The organism is Lactobacillus kullabergensis, assembly GCF_003151025.1.
GTDB classification, from domain to species: Bacteria; Bacillota; Bacilli; order Lactobacillales; family Lactobacillaceae; genus Lactobacillus; species Lactobacillus kullabergensis.
Window position 1 is genome coordinate 1774748 of sequence record NZ_CP029477.1, and the last position, 17939, is coordinate 1792686.

A 17939-nucleotide genomic window follows, 5' to 3' on the forward strand; every position below is an offset into this window, starting at 1 on the left:
GCTTAGCCTTATTAAATTTAATTTGAAAGGTTCAAATCATGCTGAAATATAAACTTAATCCAAAAATCGCGTTATTCTTAATGGGTATTTTACAATTTTTAGTTGGTATTCTTCTTATTTATTATCACAAAAATAAAATAACTATATATACTTATTTTTTCTTTGGTATGATATTACTGCTAGGCGCTATTTTCATTAAAACCACCAACCCTGTAAAAATTATTCAAAAGGTTAATATGGATGGCGGAGAAAAGTTTCTCAAGTGCTTATTTTTAGCAACTTTGGCATTTTACCTGCTAGCAATACTTTTTGATGGGACTAATCGAACTTCGTATATTACACAAATTGATATAACTTTATTTCTTATTATTTTTTGACCCTCATGGTTCCAGGAAAAGTAGTAGATAAAAAGTAGGCCAATGTTCATTTTTAATATTGGAAGGCGTACATTGAACGATAATCGTAATTATTGTGCTGAATTAAAAAAGTTTCTGAAAATTAAAACAAATTTTAGTATGCTTTATTTTTTAATCTAGTAAAAATAAAGCATACTAAAATGCAAACAATTACGATGAAAGAAAGAGCCAGTAACACATCATAATTTAATTTTAGACCTTTCAAGGCCGCTAACTTCTTATTTTTTAGACCTGTTTGCGCTAATGTTAGTAACGAAGCGGTTAATGCCGTACCTATCGCCCCGGAATATGATTGGGCAGTCATAAAAATGACATTCCCATCATTTTTTAAATCAGTAGTGATATTAGATAAACAGAAAGTCATGATATTACTATAGCTAAGTCCCAAACCAAACATAAAGCTGATATAAATAAAGGCCATGTTGGCAGTACTTGGATTCAAAAAATTAGCAATTATAAAGGTAAGAAGAATTATTGCTACTCCAAATATTATTGGTAATTTTTGATTAACCTTATCATAAATTATTCCAGCAAACGCAGAGACAAGAGCATCTATAATGGCAGCCGGCAAAACCAGTAACCCAGCTGTAGCCGTTGTTTGTTCAAAAGCAGTTTGTAAGACGTTGGGTATCAAAAATGACATGCTAAGTGACATTAATTGCAACAGAAAAAATGCCAGCAAAAAGAAAGTAAACTGCCAATTTTTAAATAAACTAACTTTTAAAACTGCATGATTGCTATGCTTTTCAACCAAAGTAAAGAAGAATCCAGTAATAATAGTGATCAGTGTTAGTATTAGTTGTACATAAATGTTGTTGCCACTTGTAAAGCCTAAAAGCAAAAATAAAGCTGACATTAGAAATACAATTAAAAGTAGTCCACCCTGAAAATCAAAAGGAATTTTTTGAGTTTTACTAGTTTGGCTAATACTATGTTCACCTAATATCCAGGTCAAAATAATTACTGGAATGATAAGTAGAAATAAAGTCTGCCATTGAAATAATTTTAAAACTATTCCACCATATACCGGACCAACTGCAGGAGCAAAGGCAATAACCAAAGTGCCAAGTCCCATATACATGCCTACCTGTTCTTTAGGTGACTGTTCTAATATGATCGTGAACATTAGCGGTAAACCAATGCCAGCAGCAACTCCTTGTAAAAGACGTCCAATCAATAACAGACTAAAATTTACTGAAATTCCTGCCAAAATTGTTCCTAGTAAAAAGCATGAAACGGCCATCCTAAACAATGAAATAGTTTTAAATCTCTTTTGTAAATATGATCCAAAAGGAATAATAATTGTAGATACTAACATATAACCTGTTGTTAGCCATTGAATCGTTCTGGCAGACATATTAAAATCTATCATTAACTGGGGGAATGCGATATTGAGTGCCGTTTCAATCACAATCCCTAAAAAACTAAGTATTCCAACTGCCAATATTGATTTGATGAGTCTGCCATTTTTAACCATTAAAATCCTCGATTTCTTTTGTCTTTATTTTTGCATACAACATATAGCGAATATAAATATACTACCTTAATATGTTGTATTGGTTAAGAAAAAGTAATTGAATAGAACATTATTTTATGATACAAAATTTTGTCAACTAGCATAAAAAGCAAGGAATAATTTTTTAATTATACTTTAGCCAGATCAATAACCATAAATTGGAGTTGCAATTATCATGGAAAAAACAAAACAAGAAAATTTAATGAAGCTTTTCAAAAGCACTCTAAAAAATTTAGAAACAGAATACACTGCTAGAGTAGATGATTATGATGATAACATTTACTTATCAGTTTTTACGAAAGAGGATTTCCGCAGGGCTTTAGGACTACTTGGAGCAATAGGTGCTTTTTTTAGTACCTCGTATTTACCTGAGCCTGAATTAGAGTTTCAAATTTGTATTAGAAACTACGGATTGGATTTAAGTGATCTGGTAAAAATGTTGCCTAAATCTTAATAATTCGCAACCTGTTATTTATAGATATATGAAGTAGCCTACGTTTTTATAGGGTTAGCTCAATCAAAACATATGATACTTTTTAATTTCCAATTCCAAAACGAATTGGATTTTTTTTGCATATAAATCCCAACAGGTTTATTTTTAATACTTGCAACATAATAGCCACATTCTTCAGTTCCACCTTGAAACTCGCTAATTTTCTGGCAACGATCACTAGTTTTAAGAGAATGTAAAAATTTCGCTGTTTTCCTATTAGTTGCTACTTGGTTAATTTCTCGGGTATCGTGATTTCTTATTATGTGATTAACCTGGTATTGTGCTACGTCAGGTACATAGTCATCTGATGCCCAATAGTAAAATAAAAAAAGACAAACGGCAACAATGCACGCGAATATAACAAATTTTACTTTTCTAGTCATAGTCGGTACCTCATTTATAATGTTGAACAAATAATAATTCATTTTATTAAAAAAGCAACATATAAAAATGACTGGCTATCATTTGCATAATGATAACCAGTCCTTAGCTATATATTGATAAGCTATTCTAATTAGTAGAAAAATTTCCTTTAAATTTTATTAATTTCAAATTTAACTCAGCCAATTATCTATCTTAGATGTTCCACACATATCCGTTCCGTTAGGATCCAGCGCGTTTTCTATTTCTTTTCCAGATATTTCGTTCCCATTTTCTTTTATTTTCTCAAGATTATCTTTGTTAACTATATTTATAATGAACTGATACCCACCGTTTTTATTATCCCTATTTACATATTTATTATTTACTTTTTTATATATGGTAAAGTATTTTCTAAAGCCAAAATTTTTTTGCTCTCTAACTAAGCTATATCTTTCGTCATTATCTATTTTTGCTTTATAAAAGTGATAGCACTCACTTAACCTTCTTATGTATTTTTTTCTTTCTCCCCGATATATTCCTCAGGATCGCCAAAAATCCTATTAGACTTTTTTTCGTTGCAAGGCTCACAAACTAATGCCCAGTTTTTATAATAATCATTGCCGCCCTCTTTTTTAGGGACAATGTGATCTATTTGACTATCAGTAAAACAAAGATCTTTACTACAATAAGCACATTTTCCGTCATATAAGTAATAAACAATTCTTTTTTCTTGTTCATTTAAAGGCGGGGTATTATTAGGAACTTTAAAACCAAACCTGCTGTGATATTCTGCTGCCCCAATAATTTTGCAGCCATTTTCTTTCATTCTATTGAGAATCGTATTTTGATTTTCAAAGTCTGCTTTTTGCATATCTTTTAAGACGTAATCCTCTTCAACAACAATAAGAAGTTTACAATCTGCTTTGGTAGAAAAGTCTTGAATATCTTCAAATACTTGCTTTACATGAGATGCAGTTTGACTTTTACTGGATTTCGTGCATAATATTTCGCCATTATGAGTGGAATATAAATAAGAAGAATTCCTCCCCATATAGCCAATTGCATTAAATTTTGTTAAGTCAATGTCATTAATTTCTTTAATCTTGCTACAAGGTAAACTCGAAAAAGACATATTCCTTAATTTGTGTAGTAAATTAATTTTTTATTGCACTGAATCATGGCTATCACCTGTTCTTAAATTTGGATTATTATTTTTTCACTTTTATAATAGCATATTATTACTATACATGTATTCAAAACGCTTATTTTGATTTTTTATCAAAGTTAAATAGCTTTATTTTTATCATAAAAAAATGCTTCTTATAATTAGATTACTAATCTATTAATAGAAGCACTTTAACGTTAAAATTCTTATTACAAATTATTTTATGCTTTTAATAACTAATCGTTCAAAGCAACTTTTCTGAATATAAAATATATTGCTGCTAGTGCACATACCTGAACTACTCCAAGAAGAATGCTGACACTGTTTAAAGCAGTGAAATTCTTAAATAGCAAGTAAGATACAACTGGGGGTATAACAATAATTGCAACCGCTACACCCGCAAAAATTTTGTTAAGAGCTTGCAGTTGCTCTCTTCCTGTATATTCCATTCCAGCAAATAATACAAGAAGTAAAACCATAATCCACAACATTTTTTTACCTCATAAATACTTTATCGTTTATTTTGTTGATCGACGATCTTTAAACATATAAAAGAAGCCTAACAGAATAAGCAAAACTATTAGAGAATAAAAAGACGGTATAATTTTGCCAAATTGAAAATTATGTATTACTAAGTCATAGGCTAATAAGGCAACGGAGGTTAATATCAACACCATTCCGCGATTAGTTCTAAGAAATTTGATTATTGGTTTATCTTCATAAATTTTACCCAAACACCAACATGAAATGATCAAAGCTGTAGTTGCTATAATTTCAGTCATGTATTATCCTCCTTCCAAATAAATGTATAAAAGACATATTCTTACGTCGTTATATGTAAGATAACGACTTTTTAATCAGCGAAATAAACCAAATATAATTATTGATTTATTTCTAAACTAAGAATAACATTAAATCATTATTAATAATGTGCAAAATCAGCACATTATTCTAAGAATAAATAAGTATAAACAGAGTGCAACCATGAGTAATTTTGGCAAAACAATTCATAAACTTAGAACTACACGTAAAATGACCCAGCAAGAATTAGCACAGGATTTGTTTGACCGCAGCACAATTTCTAAAATTGAAAATGCTGAATTATCAACGACTTACGAAAATGAACTTAAATTAATAGAACGACTGGGTCTAAACCCTAATGAGTTTGAATATATTAGTAATGGTTATCATATTAGTACCAAAAATCAGCTATTGCATCGTTTTTTAAACCTTGACGGCAGCATTGATCAAGACGAAATAAAAACTTTGCTAGAGGATTGCCTTTGGGTCAAAAACGATAATGATATTAAACGTATTGCCATTATCCTTAAATCTCTATTATTAGTTGATAAACCAAAGGGATTTACTCATGCACAAGAACTTGTTCAACCAATCTGGTTCGACTCCCTTAGTGATCTCCAAGTTTTCACAGTTACAGATATTACAATCCTTAATTCCATCTTATTTGCTTTTGATTATCGAACAGCAAACGAAATTATTGCCAAGATTATTGCAAATATAGACAGTCATTATCCGTTTATGAAAACTCTGAAAACCAATACGCTAATTAATCAGGCAATAATACAAATGACGCATCACAAATTTAAGTTAGCTGTCACTACTTTAAATAGTTTAAAACCTTTATTAAAGAGTCTAAGACAGTATGAGAAATTACTTGTTGTTAATGCTCGAATTGCAATTTGTCAAAAGCACAAATTAGAAGCACTAGAACAGATTAGTTTATTAGAAAAAATTGGTGCTGATAATTTAGCAAGGCATTTAAAACAGGAAATCGCAGAATTTTTTAAATAATAATTATTTTTAATTAAAGTTATCAAAAATACACAATAAAAGTTTTATAACTTGACCAGATATTGATATTGTACCTATTTACAAATTAAATATAAAATAGAATAAAATCATTATTTAGGAGTCCAAATTGATCATAGACACTAAGAAACTGCAAAAAGCAGTCATGGAAAATAAGAAAAAACACGGTTTCAATACCACAGATATTGAGTTTGAATTATTGCGATTACATGGAGAAGCTAACGAGCTATTTGAAGCCTGGCGCAAAAATGATAAATAAAACATCAATGAAGAATTAGCGGATGTGGGAATATTCTTATTAGGCATTGCGGAAATGCTTGACAGTGATTTGGGCGAAGACATTGTTAATAAAATGAAAATAAACGAAAAAAGAATATACAAAAATGGCGTTAAACTTGGTCCTGCTAATACAGATAAATAGAACGATAGCTTTGGCTTAATAACAGCATGGTCAAACTATCAGCTATTTATTCAATTCTTGCAAAAGTTGAGGAATAGGCAGATATTTTTGAATAGGTTTTGTTATGCTTTTTATGACTTTAATGGAACTTATATATTAGCCTAAAAACGGTTTAGATCTTATTTCTCTGGAAGCTGGTCTGGTATTCTTATATTTACCGAATGAAATACTCAAAAATAGCTATTTTGGAAAAATACAATCTTGACTTGATAAAGGTCCTAAATTTTCTCAATTTCGGAACCTTTTTATAATACAAAAATGCACCCAATAGTTGACTTTTACTATTAGGTGCATTTTATTGTAAATTTAATTTCTAAAAAATTATTTATTTGACAGTTTTTTGCTTAGCAACTTGACTTGCTTCTTCAGCTGTGTTGATCGGGCTTAGTTTTACGCCGTCAATAAATCTAACATCACTTGCTTTGACATAGCTATCGCCAAAATCTACTTCACTACCGCCACTTCCGTCTGGCTTATTAGTGGCATAAAACCAATGACCCTTCATATGATAAAACAGTTCGGCTTTATTTTCGGCTGGCACCCAAATATAAAGCAATTTATCTACCTTTATATTACCGCCTTGTTTCCTAATTCTTTGTCCATTAATATCTTTCTTGGTGCCATCGGCATTATAGACGTCTGTATCTTGATAAAATCTAATATAAGAATAATGCTCAGAGTTATAAAAATGATGTGGAAGCTCTTTTTTAACTTTAACGTCTAGGCAATTGAGCCAATTATTCGTCCCTTTAATACGATAAATAACTGCATTTGGTATAGCCATATTGGTTATATCGTCGGCATATCCTTCTTCTTGAGCTCGGTCGACTATAAAAGTAGTACCTTTTTTAGCCTTTTTAGTAGTTTTGAGACCATTATTGATCTCATAAATTGGAGTCCCACCGTCTTTTGTCACTGTTGCAATAGTTTCTTCAGTGTTTGAAGCAGTGATTTTGCCCAAGTTGCTGGCTCTCACATATTGCTTTGCGGGACCACCAATACGGTAGTAGCGCAAACCATTCTTAAACTTGACGGTGCCACCATAAGTTGTAATTGAGGTTCCTTTTCTAATTAAACGATAGTCAGCCCTGCGTGAACTGGTAGCGTAAACATAGGAATTATGTTTAACTTCACGTTTAACGCCATCGATGTTATTAGCCTTGATATATTGCTTTTTACCGCTAATTTTATAGTATGGGGCATAGGGCTTGAAAGTTAGGATTAATGGCTTTTTATCAACTTCAATCCGGCGAAAAGCTGGATATTTAGCGTCTACCTTTTGTCCATCCTCATCGTATGCTTGTGATGTATACATAACGGTTCTTATAGTGCTGGGAATCTTTGCCTGAACAGTATAGGCTTGATGATTAAATGTCCAAATTGCAGTAAGTCCTAAAAAACCAGCTGCTAAATAATGAGTAAGTTTCTTATTCATATGTTTTAACCTCTCTTCTCAAAAAAATGCTATCTCTATTTTTGATTCTCTAATTTCTGCAATCAAAACAAGAAATTATATAATTTCATTCTGTACCTTTCTTAGGGAATAATGAAGGTAAAAAATGGTGAATTAAATTAGGCAAATATCTTAATAAAAAATGCATCCAATAGCTGGCTTTTACTATTAGGTGCATTTAAATTATTTAGTTCTCTTAAAATAATTTATTTGGTCGTTTTTTGCTTAGCAGCTTGACTTGCTTCTTCAGCTGTATTGATCGGACTTAGTTTTACGCCGTCAATAAATCTAACATCTTTTTGCTTAACATAGCCATCACCAACATCTATTACAGAAGTTCCTCCGTCTCGTGAGGCAGAGGCGTAAAATTCATGGCCCTTCAAGTGGTAAAATAATTCAGCTTTCTTTTCAGCTGGTACCCAAATATAAAGCAATTTATTTACCTTTAAAAACCCACCTTGTTTTCTGATCTTTTGTCCGTGATGATCTTGCATAGTACCGTCTGCATTGTAAACATCTGTATTTTTATAAAACTTAATGTAAGAATAATGTTCAGAATCATAGTAATGTACAGGCATTTTCTTTTTGGCTCTAACTTCACTGCTCAGTAACCAATATTTTGTACCCTTAATATGATAAGTAAATATTTGGGGATCATCTTCATCCCCTCCATTATTTTCAGCATAGTCTACCGTAAATTTTGTACCCCTTTTGGCTTTCTTGGAATAAGTATCGTCTTTAATAAAATCATAAAGTCCAGCTCCTTCTTTTGCAGTTACTTTTACAGTTGTTTCTTCTGTATTAGAACTAATAATCTTACTTAAGTTGCTGGCTTTCACATATTGCTTTTTTGGTCCACCAATGCGGTAGTAACGTTGCCCGTTCTTAAATTTGAAGGAATTGCCATAAGTTGTTATTGTCTTGCCCTTTTTAAGCAAACGGGAGTCAGCCCTCCGAGAGCTTGTAGCGTATACATAAGAGTTTCGTTTGACCTTGCGTTTAACACCGTCAATGTTACTTGCCTTGATATATTGCTTTTTACCTTTAATTTGATATGCGGGTGCAAACGGCTTAAAAGAAAATGGAATTGGTTGATCATCTAACTTAACCTGAGTGTAAGCTGCATATTTTCCTTTTACTTTATCACCGTATAAATCATAAGCATGGGCATCGTGCATTACGGTTTTAACAATACTTTTAGCTTCTACAGTATTAGTTTGTTGGTTAAGCACCAGACTTGCAGAAATGCCCAATATAGCAACTGCTAAATAACGAAAAGGCTTTTTAGTCATATAATTTTTACTCCTTTCTCTTAAGACAGGCACTGTTGTTACTGCATCGCTCTTATTTTATAAAAATGCAAAACAAATGATAGCGCAAACATACTGGCTATAATTAATTCTGAACCTTTCTCAGTAATTAATGAAGGTAAAAAATGGTGGGCTTAATTAGGCAAATATCTTAATATATAGGGGGAATACTTAATTCTAAACTTTCTTCGCTGAATTTATATGTATTTATACGTATAATAAGAAACATGGAAGGTTTACTTTGTGGCGAAGACGCCAAGAGAAATTATCAAGATTTTAAAAAAGCAAGGCTTTATGAAAAAGTCTCAAAACGGATCCCAGCTAAAAATGTATAACCCCATTACAAATGTTACTATTCCTGTTCTCATTCATTCGAAAGAAATAAAAAAGGATTAGAACAAAGAATTCTAAAAGAAGCTGGATTAAAATGAATTTTTCAGCTAATTTTTACATGTTAGGAGGAATTAATATGTCTAAGCTTTTAGTATACCCTGTTATACTTCACCCTGAAGACACTGGCTATACTGTCGAAGTTCCAGATATTACAGGTGGTTTTACTCAGGGCGAAGATTTAACTAATGCTTTGGAAATGGCCTCTGATATGATTGGATTAATGTTGGAAAACACGACTAATTATCCTAAACCATCTAAGTTAGAAAGTATCCATGTTGCTGACAATGATATTAAAACTATTGTTGCCATTGATATGGATGATTATAGACGCAATAATTCCAAGACAATCCGCAAAACAGTAACTGTACCAGAATATCTGGTAAAAATGGGCAAAGAGAAAAATTTAAATTTTTCTGCTGTACTAACTAAAGCCTTAAAAACAGAATTAAATTTATAACTAGAAAAAATAAGTTCTGGAAGTTAATTAACTTTCGGGACCTTTTTACAATTTTTGGACTAATTGTTAAATAGCATAATACAAAATAAATGCACCTAATAGCTGATTTTTACTATTAGGTGCATTTAAGTTATGAATTTTTCTCTTAATCGTTCTTACTTAGCAGTTATAAACATATTTATACTGTACTACTGAGCATCTTAACCAAAAATTCTAAAAGTTAGCTTTCTTTACATATCGCTTCAATCCGGTGATGTAATAATAACGACCTTTCCGTTTTACTGCACCACCAAATGTTCTAACTTTGCGTCCACGCTTCAGAATGGCATGTCTTATTTTCTTTACTTTTTGATTATAGATCAGAGCCTTGTGCTTTAACTTACGCTTTTGGCCTGTAATATTAGTAGCCTTCACAAACGTATTATTACCTAAAAGATAATACTTCTTACCTTTTATGTTTTCGGTACCATAAGTAATAATTATCTGGCCTGACATAAATTCGCCTGGTTTCCGCTTACCATTAATATCATAAAGATAAGAATTATGCATTACCGTTCTTTCAGTCCCGTTAAAGTTAGCTTTCTTCACGTAGCGGTTCAATCCGATGATATAGTAATAGCGACCTTTTCGCTTTACTGCACCGCCATATGTTGTAACTTTGCGTCCACGTTTCAGAATGGCATGTCTTATTTTCTTTACTTTTTGATTATAGATCAGAGCCTTGTGCTTTAACTTACGCTTTTGGCCTGTAATATTATTGGCCTTCACAAACGTATTATTACCTAAAAAATAATACTTCTTACCGTTTATGTTTTCGGTATCATAGGTAGTAATTATCTGGCCTGACATAAATTCGCCTGGTAACCGCTTACCATCAATATCATAGAGATACGAATTATGCATTACCATTCTTTCAGTCCCTTTAAGGTAAGTAAAAGTTACAGTCTGAGGCTGGTAGCTGAAGAAACCTGTCGCATTATAAGGCCTTGCCTTTAATAAATAACCAGCAAATTTCAGTTCTTGGGTAATGTACCCATCTCCAACATTACCATTCAAGATTTTATCAGGTGCCAATTTAAGGCCATTTTTATCTTTATACTGAACTCTGACCTCAGCTCCTGCAATCGGCTCTATAGTACCAGATGAATGACTTGGTGGTGTTGGCGTTGGAGTCGGCGGTGTTGGTGGTGTTGGCGGATTGACTGGTGGCTTAGGCTCATCAAAGTGTGTACCCTCGCGAACATAAGTATCGGCATCTTTAGTTGGATCATAATTTGTCATTAACTCTTTTGAGCTCCACCTATTTTTGCCTTTAGGATCATTAAGTGTACCATCAGCAACATTGCGCCAAGTGCCATCAGCATCAAATCCAGTACCCTTGACAATATTATCTTTTCCTAGTTTTAACAAGTTTAAACTTTGCAAATCATTTAGCATATCGGAAATGTATATAATTTTGCTCATATCAAAACCGCTAATATCAAGCCTTTGCAACCGAAAATCATACTGAAACATCTCTTTCATATTAAAAACATTCGCGGTATTAAATTTACTGAGATCAAGCTCTGTAATATTCTCGCAGTCCATAAACATGTTATTCATTACAGTTACTTTATCAGTATTAAAGTTGCTAACATCAATTTTTGTTAAGCTTTGGCAGGCCCCAAACATATATGACATAGTCTTAACGTTAGCAGTTGAAAAGCCGCTAACATCTAGGTCAGTTAAGACAAAGCAATTGTTAAACATCCCGTTCATATCAGTGACATTATCAGTTTTGAAATCTTTACCAAACTTAATACTTTTTAGTGACCAGCAATTCTGGAACATAGTACTGGTATTAGTCACCTTACTAGTTTTAAAGCTGCTTAAATCAATTGCATTTAAACTTCTGCATTCTTCGAACATGCCACTTAATTCCGAAACATTTTCGGTATTAAAGGAACTGACATCAATATTTTTAAGACTTACGCAAGAATAAAACATGCTTGACATTGTGGTAACATTGGCAGTATTAAAGTTTTTTAGATTAACATCGCTCAAACGATAACATGATGAAAACATGCTTGTCATATCAGTAATTTGACTAGTATCAAGCTTGTCCAAGCCGTCTATATTAGTTAGATAAGTAAAGCCTTTAAATAGATACCTGACTGACCCGCTAAGTGCCAAGGAACCCTGAATAACAATATGGTTAACATTTTCAGGATCAAGCCTTACATTATATAAAGCATTTGCCAGCGGTTTCGGGTCATTAAAAGCTGTGGAGTTACCAGGAATAGTTAACGTTTTACTGGTCGAATCATAGCTAAGTGACAGTTCACTATTATCATCAATATCAGTACTGACCCATGGAACTGTCTTAGTTTCTCTTGTTGCAATTTTCGTTTCTTTTGCTGAATTTGCAGGAGGTGAAGCCGATGCAAATATTGTTTGCGGTTTAATAATACTTAAACCTACCACAGTCATAGCAATAATAGCTAAGTACGTTGTAAGTTTAATCCTAAAATGGTGTTTATTCATTATTTGTCTCCTTTAAGCAATATACTTCTACTTAACCAAAGTGTAGCATAAATAACCTTTAATATAAAATATATTTGTAGAAATATATATGTAATTTATTGTTTTTAGTAGATTTATGTACTAAGTTAAATTTCAAGGACTAACTTATACTGGAACATTTAATCTGTTTTAAAAAATTATTATATAAATGCGTTAGCTATACTAGTGCATCTTTGTATAACTAATCCATTTCTTGTGTTACCATAGAATACAATGAAAGTGCTACAAACGCTTTCAGATACTGATAAAAAGGGGATTTTTTCTATGAATCAAAAAGTAGTTATCATTGGTGCTTCCCATCCGGGTCATGAAGCAGCTATCGAGTTATTAGACAGATATCAAGATCTTGATGTCACTATTTATGAAGCAAGTGACTTTGTTTCATTTATGTCTTGCGGAATGAAGCTCTTTTTAGAAGAAAAAACTACCGGACAAGACAATGTACGCAATTTTTCACCTGCTGATTTGGAAAAATTAGGTGGTAAGGTCATTAATAATTCGCAAGCAGTTGCTTTAAATCCGGCAAACAAGCAAGTTACAATTAAAAATACCCAAACTGGTCAGACTGAAGAAGTTAATTATGACAAATTAATCTTGTCTCCAGGAGTTGATCCACTCCAATTACCAATTCCAGGGGCAGATTTAGATTATGTTTATTTAATGCGGGGCTACAGTTGGGCTAAAAAGATCAATGAAGCTCTTCATAATGATGAAATTAAAAATATCGTTGTGGTGGGTGCTGGTAACGGAATTGCTGCCGTTGAAGCTGGTGTTTTAGCTGGTAAACACATGACTTTGGTTGATGCCAGCAACCATATTTTGGCTAATTATTTTTCAAAAGACTTTACCGATGTTTTTGAACAAGAAATGCGAGACAAGGGAGTCGATTTAAAGCTTGATACAAAAGTTATTGGCTTTACCAATGACCACCTAGTCCAAACTGATCATGGTGATATTAAAGCCGATTTAGTCATCGTTGCTGCAGGCATTGTTGCTAATACAGACTGGCTTAAAGATACTATTAATTTAAACCAACGGGGTTATATTGAAACAGATGAATATTTGAGGACTAATCAAAAAGACGTTTATGCTTTGGGTGACGCTATTTGGCCACTATCAATCCCGGCTAATAAAAGAATGCCGATTCCATCGGCAGTTGCTGCTCGCCATGAAGCAAATTATTTAGTACAACATTTGTTTGAAGAAAAACCAAGCCGCCCATTCCCAGGTTTAGTGGGTGGACAATTACTAGAATTTGGTGATGTACATGCGGTAGTTAGCGGCCTCCCACAAAAATCTGCTGAATTTGCCGGCATTAATGCTGCAACTAGCATCTACATCGATCATTTGCGTCCAGACTTTATTCCTGCAGATGATAATCCGTTAGGATATATTTCCTTAACTTATAATAAGGATACTCATCAGATTCTGGGAGGTGCAGTTATGTCCAAGCATGATATCACCGCTCAAGGCAATGTCTTAAGTTTAGCAATTGGTCATAAATTAACATTAGAAGATTTAGCTGAGCAAGACTTCTTCTTCTCACCAAGTTTTGATCGGCAATGGAATATTTTAAACTTAGCCGCACAACATGCGTTAGGTTTACACAAGTTTTAATTAATTTTGGATATTACTAAGCCTACCACACACCCGATGAACTATATGAAAGAAGATTAGATTGCATCTATCAGATCAAGTAGGGTGTTCAACTTAAAATTGCAATTTTCGGCAAAACAAAAGTCAACTATATTTTGCAAAAATAAAACAAAAATATTTGTTGATTTATCAAGCTTTGTGACATATTATCGAATATAAATCGGTTTTTAAAACATAAATTTACACAAAAAATAAGCCACCCCAGACTTGTTGGAATCAGGCTTTAGCCTATTGAACGGAATCAAAAACTACTCTGAACAAGTGGAATTTGCTCAAAAATCTCAAAGATGTGATATAATTTGTATAAACAAAAAGGCGCTGTCTGCAAACAGCGCCTGCCCAGAGCCGCTTTTAAGAGCGGTGGCTAATATTAATAGATTACAAAACCCGCTAACCTCGCCAAAAGTTAAAGCGGTTTTTGTTTACTTATGTTTGTGTAGCATTTTGCGCAGCTTGCGGTAAGACTTTATAAGCTTCTGAGCCTGCTTGGTGATCTTTGTCATCACAACAATGCTTTCGTAACCAAACCACAGAAGCGAAAGCAGAGCAAGCATGATAGCAGTCAGCCACGCCACAACGTAAATTGCACCTCAGTATTGTAAGATCTGCGTAGGAATTTAAAACTTCCATAGGCATCACCTTCCTTTGAAGTGCCACCGCTCATATTAACTTTTCTGGTTAATACAATTATAACATATAAAATACGTCCAAACGCTGATAAAATAAAGCTTTATAGCTTGTGCATTATACTCGATTTAAGATTCACAAACATAAGAATCAGAAAAAGAAAATTAATAATGTCGTAATCGAGTTACTCACTTTTTAAACTAAGCATTTGCTGATCTACAATAAAAGCTGTGAACCAAAATTAGGCTTAAATATAAGTTTGGTTTTCGACAAAAGGTATTTAGAAATATTGATTAAGACTAGGATCAAAAAGATAAAGAAATGGATTAGAAGAAAGGTTCTAATTATGGTTTTCGATGTTTTTTTAAAAAAGCAAAAGCCGTTGATGCTAAAGATTATGTTTTAGGGATAATGGCCGATGATTATCGCCAATACAGAATAGAATCATCAGACAATGATTCTAAAAGTTTTGCCAAGCTTATATTTAACTTAATCATTCAAGAATCGTATAAGCATTTAAAGGATGACACTTTTATTAGTCCTGATGTAATCTTCGATATGATTAGCAAGCAGATTGACAACGTATCTAGTTTCCCTACAGAAAAGTTTGACTTTGATTCTATAAACCTTGCGCCAATTTCAACCGTAAAACTCCCCAATTTGCTTTTGGGCAAAAGAATAAACAAAGAAGCAAATAGATTAGCTAAAGGTTTAGATGAAGTTACAAATTATGGTGAGTACGGCCATTACATGCTTTTCTATAATGACGATGATCAGATCTTTTCCTTAAAAGACAATAAAGAAAGGAATCTTGCCCTAGTTTTCTACTACTTTATTGATGGATGTAGAAAATATAAACTGAAACCTCATCACATGTTAAGAGCCATTAAAGAACAAGCATACAAGCTAAGAGCGACACTTCTCTTCAAATCCAAGACAAATCCCCCACTATTGTTCTATAAACTCGGAAGTTGCGATAGATATGACTACTGCAGAGATGTTTCAGAATTTGAAAAAGATCAGAAAATAAAATCAGCAATGTTAAAGCTTGCAAAGCAAGATGTTGGCCCTTTTGGTGAACAGATATGGTAGAATTAAGGGAGTTCATTGGTAACTTCTTTCTAGAATTTTGGGTAATTACATTCTATCAGAGAAGTCCAATGGACTTTTTTCATTTTCTAATCAGGGCAAGTGTTCAACTTCATTTTACAATTTACCTAAATTTTAAATATGCTTTATAGACTAGTCACAAAAATTTTAGTTATATGTAAAATTTCTCCGTCTGGTATAAAAAAGCACGCATAATTTTTCTTTATATTTTCTTTATATTTTGAAGAAATAGCATGTTTTTGACTTTTAAAATCAATTTCAAAGGCTAAAAATTTAGATATCATGCTCACAAATCATTATTATCATAATTTAGTAATAATTTTGTTTTAAAGTATATAGTTTCTTGGGATTCAACGATCATTTAACCAATTTCAGAAAAATGTTTCATAATAGTTAAAGAAAGTTGAATTTAACTATTAAAAAGCTCATCTTAAATATTTGAATTCAGGTCATGCTTGAAAGTTTTTTAAGACTAATTTTTAATTCTTCAGCATTAGCAATCAAAATCAGGTATCATTTTATTTCTGAACTTTTAACTAATTGGTATTAGCTGCTTATCTTCTAATTTGTAGGCATGGGTGAACTTACTTTGCAAGTCCTCTGGAATATGATGATCAATCTCAACCACTGTCAAGTTGGAAGACAAAATCATTTCATGAATTTCATGAGCAGTTTGTGGGTCTAATGATGCGGTGCCTTCATCAATTAATAAAAAGTTGCGATTATATAAAAGGGCACGAGCAATTTCTATACGTTTCTTTTCACCACCTGACAAGTTAGTTCCGTCTTCTTGAATTACGGCGTCAAGGCCAATCTTTTGCATTAATGGCGTTAAACCCGCTTCTTGAATGGCATGCTCAATCTCTTGGTCTGAAAAGTCCCGTCCCAAAGTCAGGTTAAAGCGCAAGGTATCATGAAAAATATTCGAATCCTGATTGACTTCGCCAAAGTAATCAGGCTGAGGAGAAACAGCCTTACCATTTGGTTCAACTAATTCCACTGTTCCCTTGTTTGGTTGGATAATATTTGCCATTAATCTGAGCAATGTGCTCTTACCCTGTCCGCTGCGACCAGTCAGCAGAATTTTATCACCACGATTAACCGTCAAGCTGGCATTTTGAATAATAGTCTTATCCTGATAGCCAAAAGTCACACCATTGAGTTGCAAGTCTTTGAAATCTATTGTCGTCATCTCGTCACTGAGAGTAGACTGCGGTAATTCCTTGATATTAGTCAGTTTTGTTAACAAAGGTTTAGCCGAGTTAATCGTTGTCATTGACCGGTTGATGGCCAAGATAGAATTTACGATCCAAGAACTGGAATACTGAACCATAATAAAGGAAGAAAGAGGCAAGCGCTTGTCTAAAACAAATAAAATACCAATCCCAATGGGCAGAAATGATAAGGTATAAGCCAAAATACCAGCCAGTAAATTGCTCATGGCAATCGTATTTTCCCGTTTCTGCTTCGCTTCAGCTGTTTCAGTAATTGCCTTCTTACCTTTCAGTAAAAAGAACGGCATCGCATTATAATCCAAGATTAGGTCAATGTGCTTGAGATAATCCGACATAAATCCTGTGTATTTGCCAACACTAGCACTCCAGGCTTTAGAACTTTCCATAACCCGTTTGGCCATAATTTTTGGAGCAATTGCTGAAATAACTGAGAAAAGCATAAAAACAAGAGTCAGGATAAAGTTCGCATTGATAGCCATAGCCAAACATAGCAGCAGGTTAACAATAGAAGTGATTAAATTAAATACTTCTTTGACGTAATTATTTTCTACCAACTCTAAATCATTGGTGACAAATGACAACTTATCAGAAACTGGTCCTTGTTGTTTAACAAAATCAGAAGATAGCAGATCACTGCGCACGTTCTTATTGAAGAGGTAGATGTTCCGATTTAGCGTCCTCTCGTAAAAGTAGCGGGCAACGGTTAATAAGAAAATAATCAGAACAATCAAACAGACTTCTAGAACTACTCGTCTTTTATCACCAGCTTCAACCATGGCAAAGATTTGCGAATAAGACCAGGTATTAAAAGGAGTAGCAAGACCTACGATCAGGGTCAACAAAAAACATAGGATTATGCTTTTGTTATCAAAATATTTTTTCATAATTGTTTT

The 17939-nt window shown here is 33.0% G+C and carries 16 protein-coding genes and 1 pseudogene; 8 read left to right on the forward strand and 9 right to left on the reverse strand.

Going from position 1 to position 17939, the window contains the following annotated elements:
• The first annotated feature begins 38 nt into the window (after positions 1 to 38).
• Complete coding sequence (locus DKL58_RS08410; protein WP_109586795.1) at positions 39 to 377, forward strand: hypothetical protein; 339 nt, start codon at positions 39 to 41, stop codon at positions 375 to 377.
• A gap of 133 nt (positions 378 to 510) precedes the next feature.
• Here DKL58_RS08410 and DKL58_RS08415 read toward each other — a convergent pair whose 3' ends face one another.
• Positions 511 to 1893, reverse strand: a complete 1383-nt coding sequence (locus DKL58_RS08415) for an MFS transporter (RefSeq protein WP_239386378.1) — start codon at positions 1891 to 1893, stop codon at positions 511 to 513.
• A gap of 214 nt (positions 1894 to 2107) precedes the next feature.
• Between DKL58_RS08415 and DKL58_RS08420 the strand changes: the two genes are divergently transcribed.
• A complete protein-coding gene (locus DKL58_RS08420; protein ID WP_046325577.1) occupies positions 2108 to 2386 on the forward strand; it encodes a hypothetical protein in 279 nt (92 codons plus the stop codon).
• 59 nt (positions 2387 to 2445) lie between these two features.
• On the opposite strand, the gene DKL58_RS08425 is transcribed toward DKL58_RS08420, so the two are convergent.
• The 4 genes from DKL58_RS08425 to DKL58_RS08440 all read right to left on the reverse strand — a co-directional run bounded on the left by DKL58_RS08425 (position 2446) and on the right by DKL58_RS08440 (position 4735).
• Positions 2446 to 2808 carry a hypothetical protein gene (locus tag DKL58_RS08425; protein ID WP_109586797.1) on the reverse strand — a complete coding sequence of 121 codons (363 nt, stop codon included), beginning with the start codon at positions 2806 to 2808 and terminating at the stop codon, positions 2446 to 2448.
• A 485-nt stretch (positions 2809 to 3293) separates the two neighbouring features.
• Positions 3294 to 3920 (reverse strand): HNH endonuclease, encoded by a 627-nt coding sequence (locus DKL58_RS08430; protein ID WP_109586798.1) that lies wholly within the window; start codon positions 3918 to 3920, stop codon positions 3294 to 3296.
• Between the two features lie 269 nt (positions 3921 to 4189).
• Positions 4190 to 4444, reverse strand: a complete 255-nt coding sequence (locus DKL58_RS08435) for a hypothetical protein (protein ID WP_109586799.1) — start codon at positions 4442 to 4444, stop codon at positions 4190 to 4192.
• Positions 4445 to 4471: 27 nt separating this feature from the next.
• Positions 4472 to 4735, reverse strand: coding sequence for a hypothetical protein (locus tag DKL58_RS08440; protein ID WP_109586800.1), 264 nt, complete (start codon positions 4733 to 4735; stop codon positions 4472 to 4474).
• Between the two features lie 202 nt (positions 4736 to 4937).
• On the opposite strand from DKL58_RS08440, the gene DKL58_RS08445 reads away from it, so the two are divergent.
• Positions 4938 to 5765 carry a helix-turn-helix domain-containing protein gene (locus DKL58_RS08445; protein WP_109586801.1) on the forward strand — a complete coding sequence of 276 codons (828 nt, stop codon included), beginning with the start codon at positions 4938 to 4940 and terminating at the stop codon, positions 5763 to 5765.
• 127 nt (positions 5766 to 5892) lie between these two features.
• Positions 5893 to 6204, forward strand: a pseudogene (locus DKL58_RS08450) (MazG nucleotide pyrophosphohydrolase domain-containing protein).
• A 364-nt stretch (positions 6205 to 6568) separates the two neighbouring features.
• Here the strand turns inward: DKL58_RS08450 and DKL58_RS08455 are convergent.
• The gene (locus DKL58_RS08455; RefSeq protein WP_109586802.1) at positions 6569 to 7678 is read right to left on the reverse strand and encodes an SLAP domain-containing protein; all 1110 of its coding nucleotides are present in this window, start codon (positions 7676 to 7678) and stop codon (positions 6569 to 6571) included.
• Positions 7679 to 7902: 224 nt separating this feature from the next.
• Positions 7903 to 8988, reverse strand: coding sequence for an SLAP domain-containing protein (locus DKL58_RS08460; protein WP_109586803.1), 1086 nt, complete (start codon positions 8986 to 8988; stop codon positions 7903 to 7905).
• A 261-nt stretch (positions 8989 to 9249) separates the two neighbouring features.
• Between DKL58_RS08460 and DKL58_RS08465 the strand changes: the two genes are divergently transcribed.
• Together DKL58_RS08465 and DKL58_RS08470 are read left to right on the forward strand one after the other, a co-directional pair.
• Entirely contained in the window at positions 9250 to 9402 is a 153-nt protein-coding gene (locus DKL58_RS08465; protein WP_338034151.1) for a type II toxin-antitoxin system HicA family toxin, read from the forward strand.
• Positions 9403 to 9475: 73 nt separating this feature from the next.
• Positions 9476 to 9856, forward strand: coding sequence for a type II toxin-antitoxin system HicB family antitoxin (locus tag DKL58_RS08470; protein ID WP_109586804.1), 381 nt, complete (start codon positions 9476 to 9478; stop codon positions 9854 to 9856).
• Positions 9857 to 10069: 213 nt separating this feature from the next.
• Here the strand turns inward: DKL58_RS08470 and DKL58_RS08475 are convergent, their stop codons facing one another.
• Positions 10070 to 12379: a BspA family leucine-rich repeat surface protein gene (locus tag DKL58_RS08475; protein WP_109586805.1), complete on the reverse strand. Its 2310-nt coding sequence runs from the start codon at positions 12377 to 12379 to the stop codon at positions 10070 to 10072.
• A gap of 303 nt (positions 12380 to 12682) precedes the next feature.
• Here DKL58_RS08475 and DKL58_RS08480 point away from each other — a divergent pair, with 303 nt between their 5' ends.
• A complete protein-coding gene (locus tag DKL58_RS08480) occupies positions 12683 to 14035 on the forward strand; it encodes an FAD-dependent oxidoreductase (protein WP_109586806.1) in 1353 nt (450 codons plus the stop codon).
• A gap of 1077 nt (positions 14036 to 15112) precedes the next feature.
• Positions 15113 to 15793: a hypothetical protein gene (locus tag DKL58_RS08490; RefSeq protein ID WP_109586808.1), complete on the forward strand. Its 681-nt coding sequence runs from the start codon at positions 15113 to 15115 to the stop codon at positions 15791 to 15793.
• A 550-nt stretch (positions 15794 to 16343) separates the two neighbouring features.
• Here the strand turns inward: DKL58_RS08490 and DKL58_RS08495 are convergent.
• On the reverse strand, positions 16344 to 17930 hold the full coding sequence (locus DKL58_RS08495; RefSeq protein WP_109586809.1) for an ATP-binding cassette domain-containing protein: 1587 nt from the start codon (positions 17928 to 17930) through the stop codon (positions 16344 to 16346).
• Positions 17931 to 17939 lie beyond the last annotated feature (9 nt).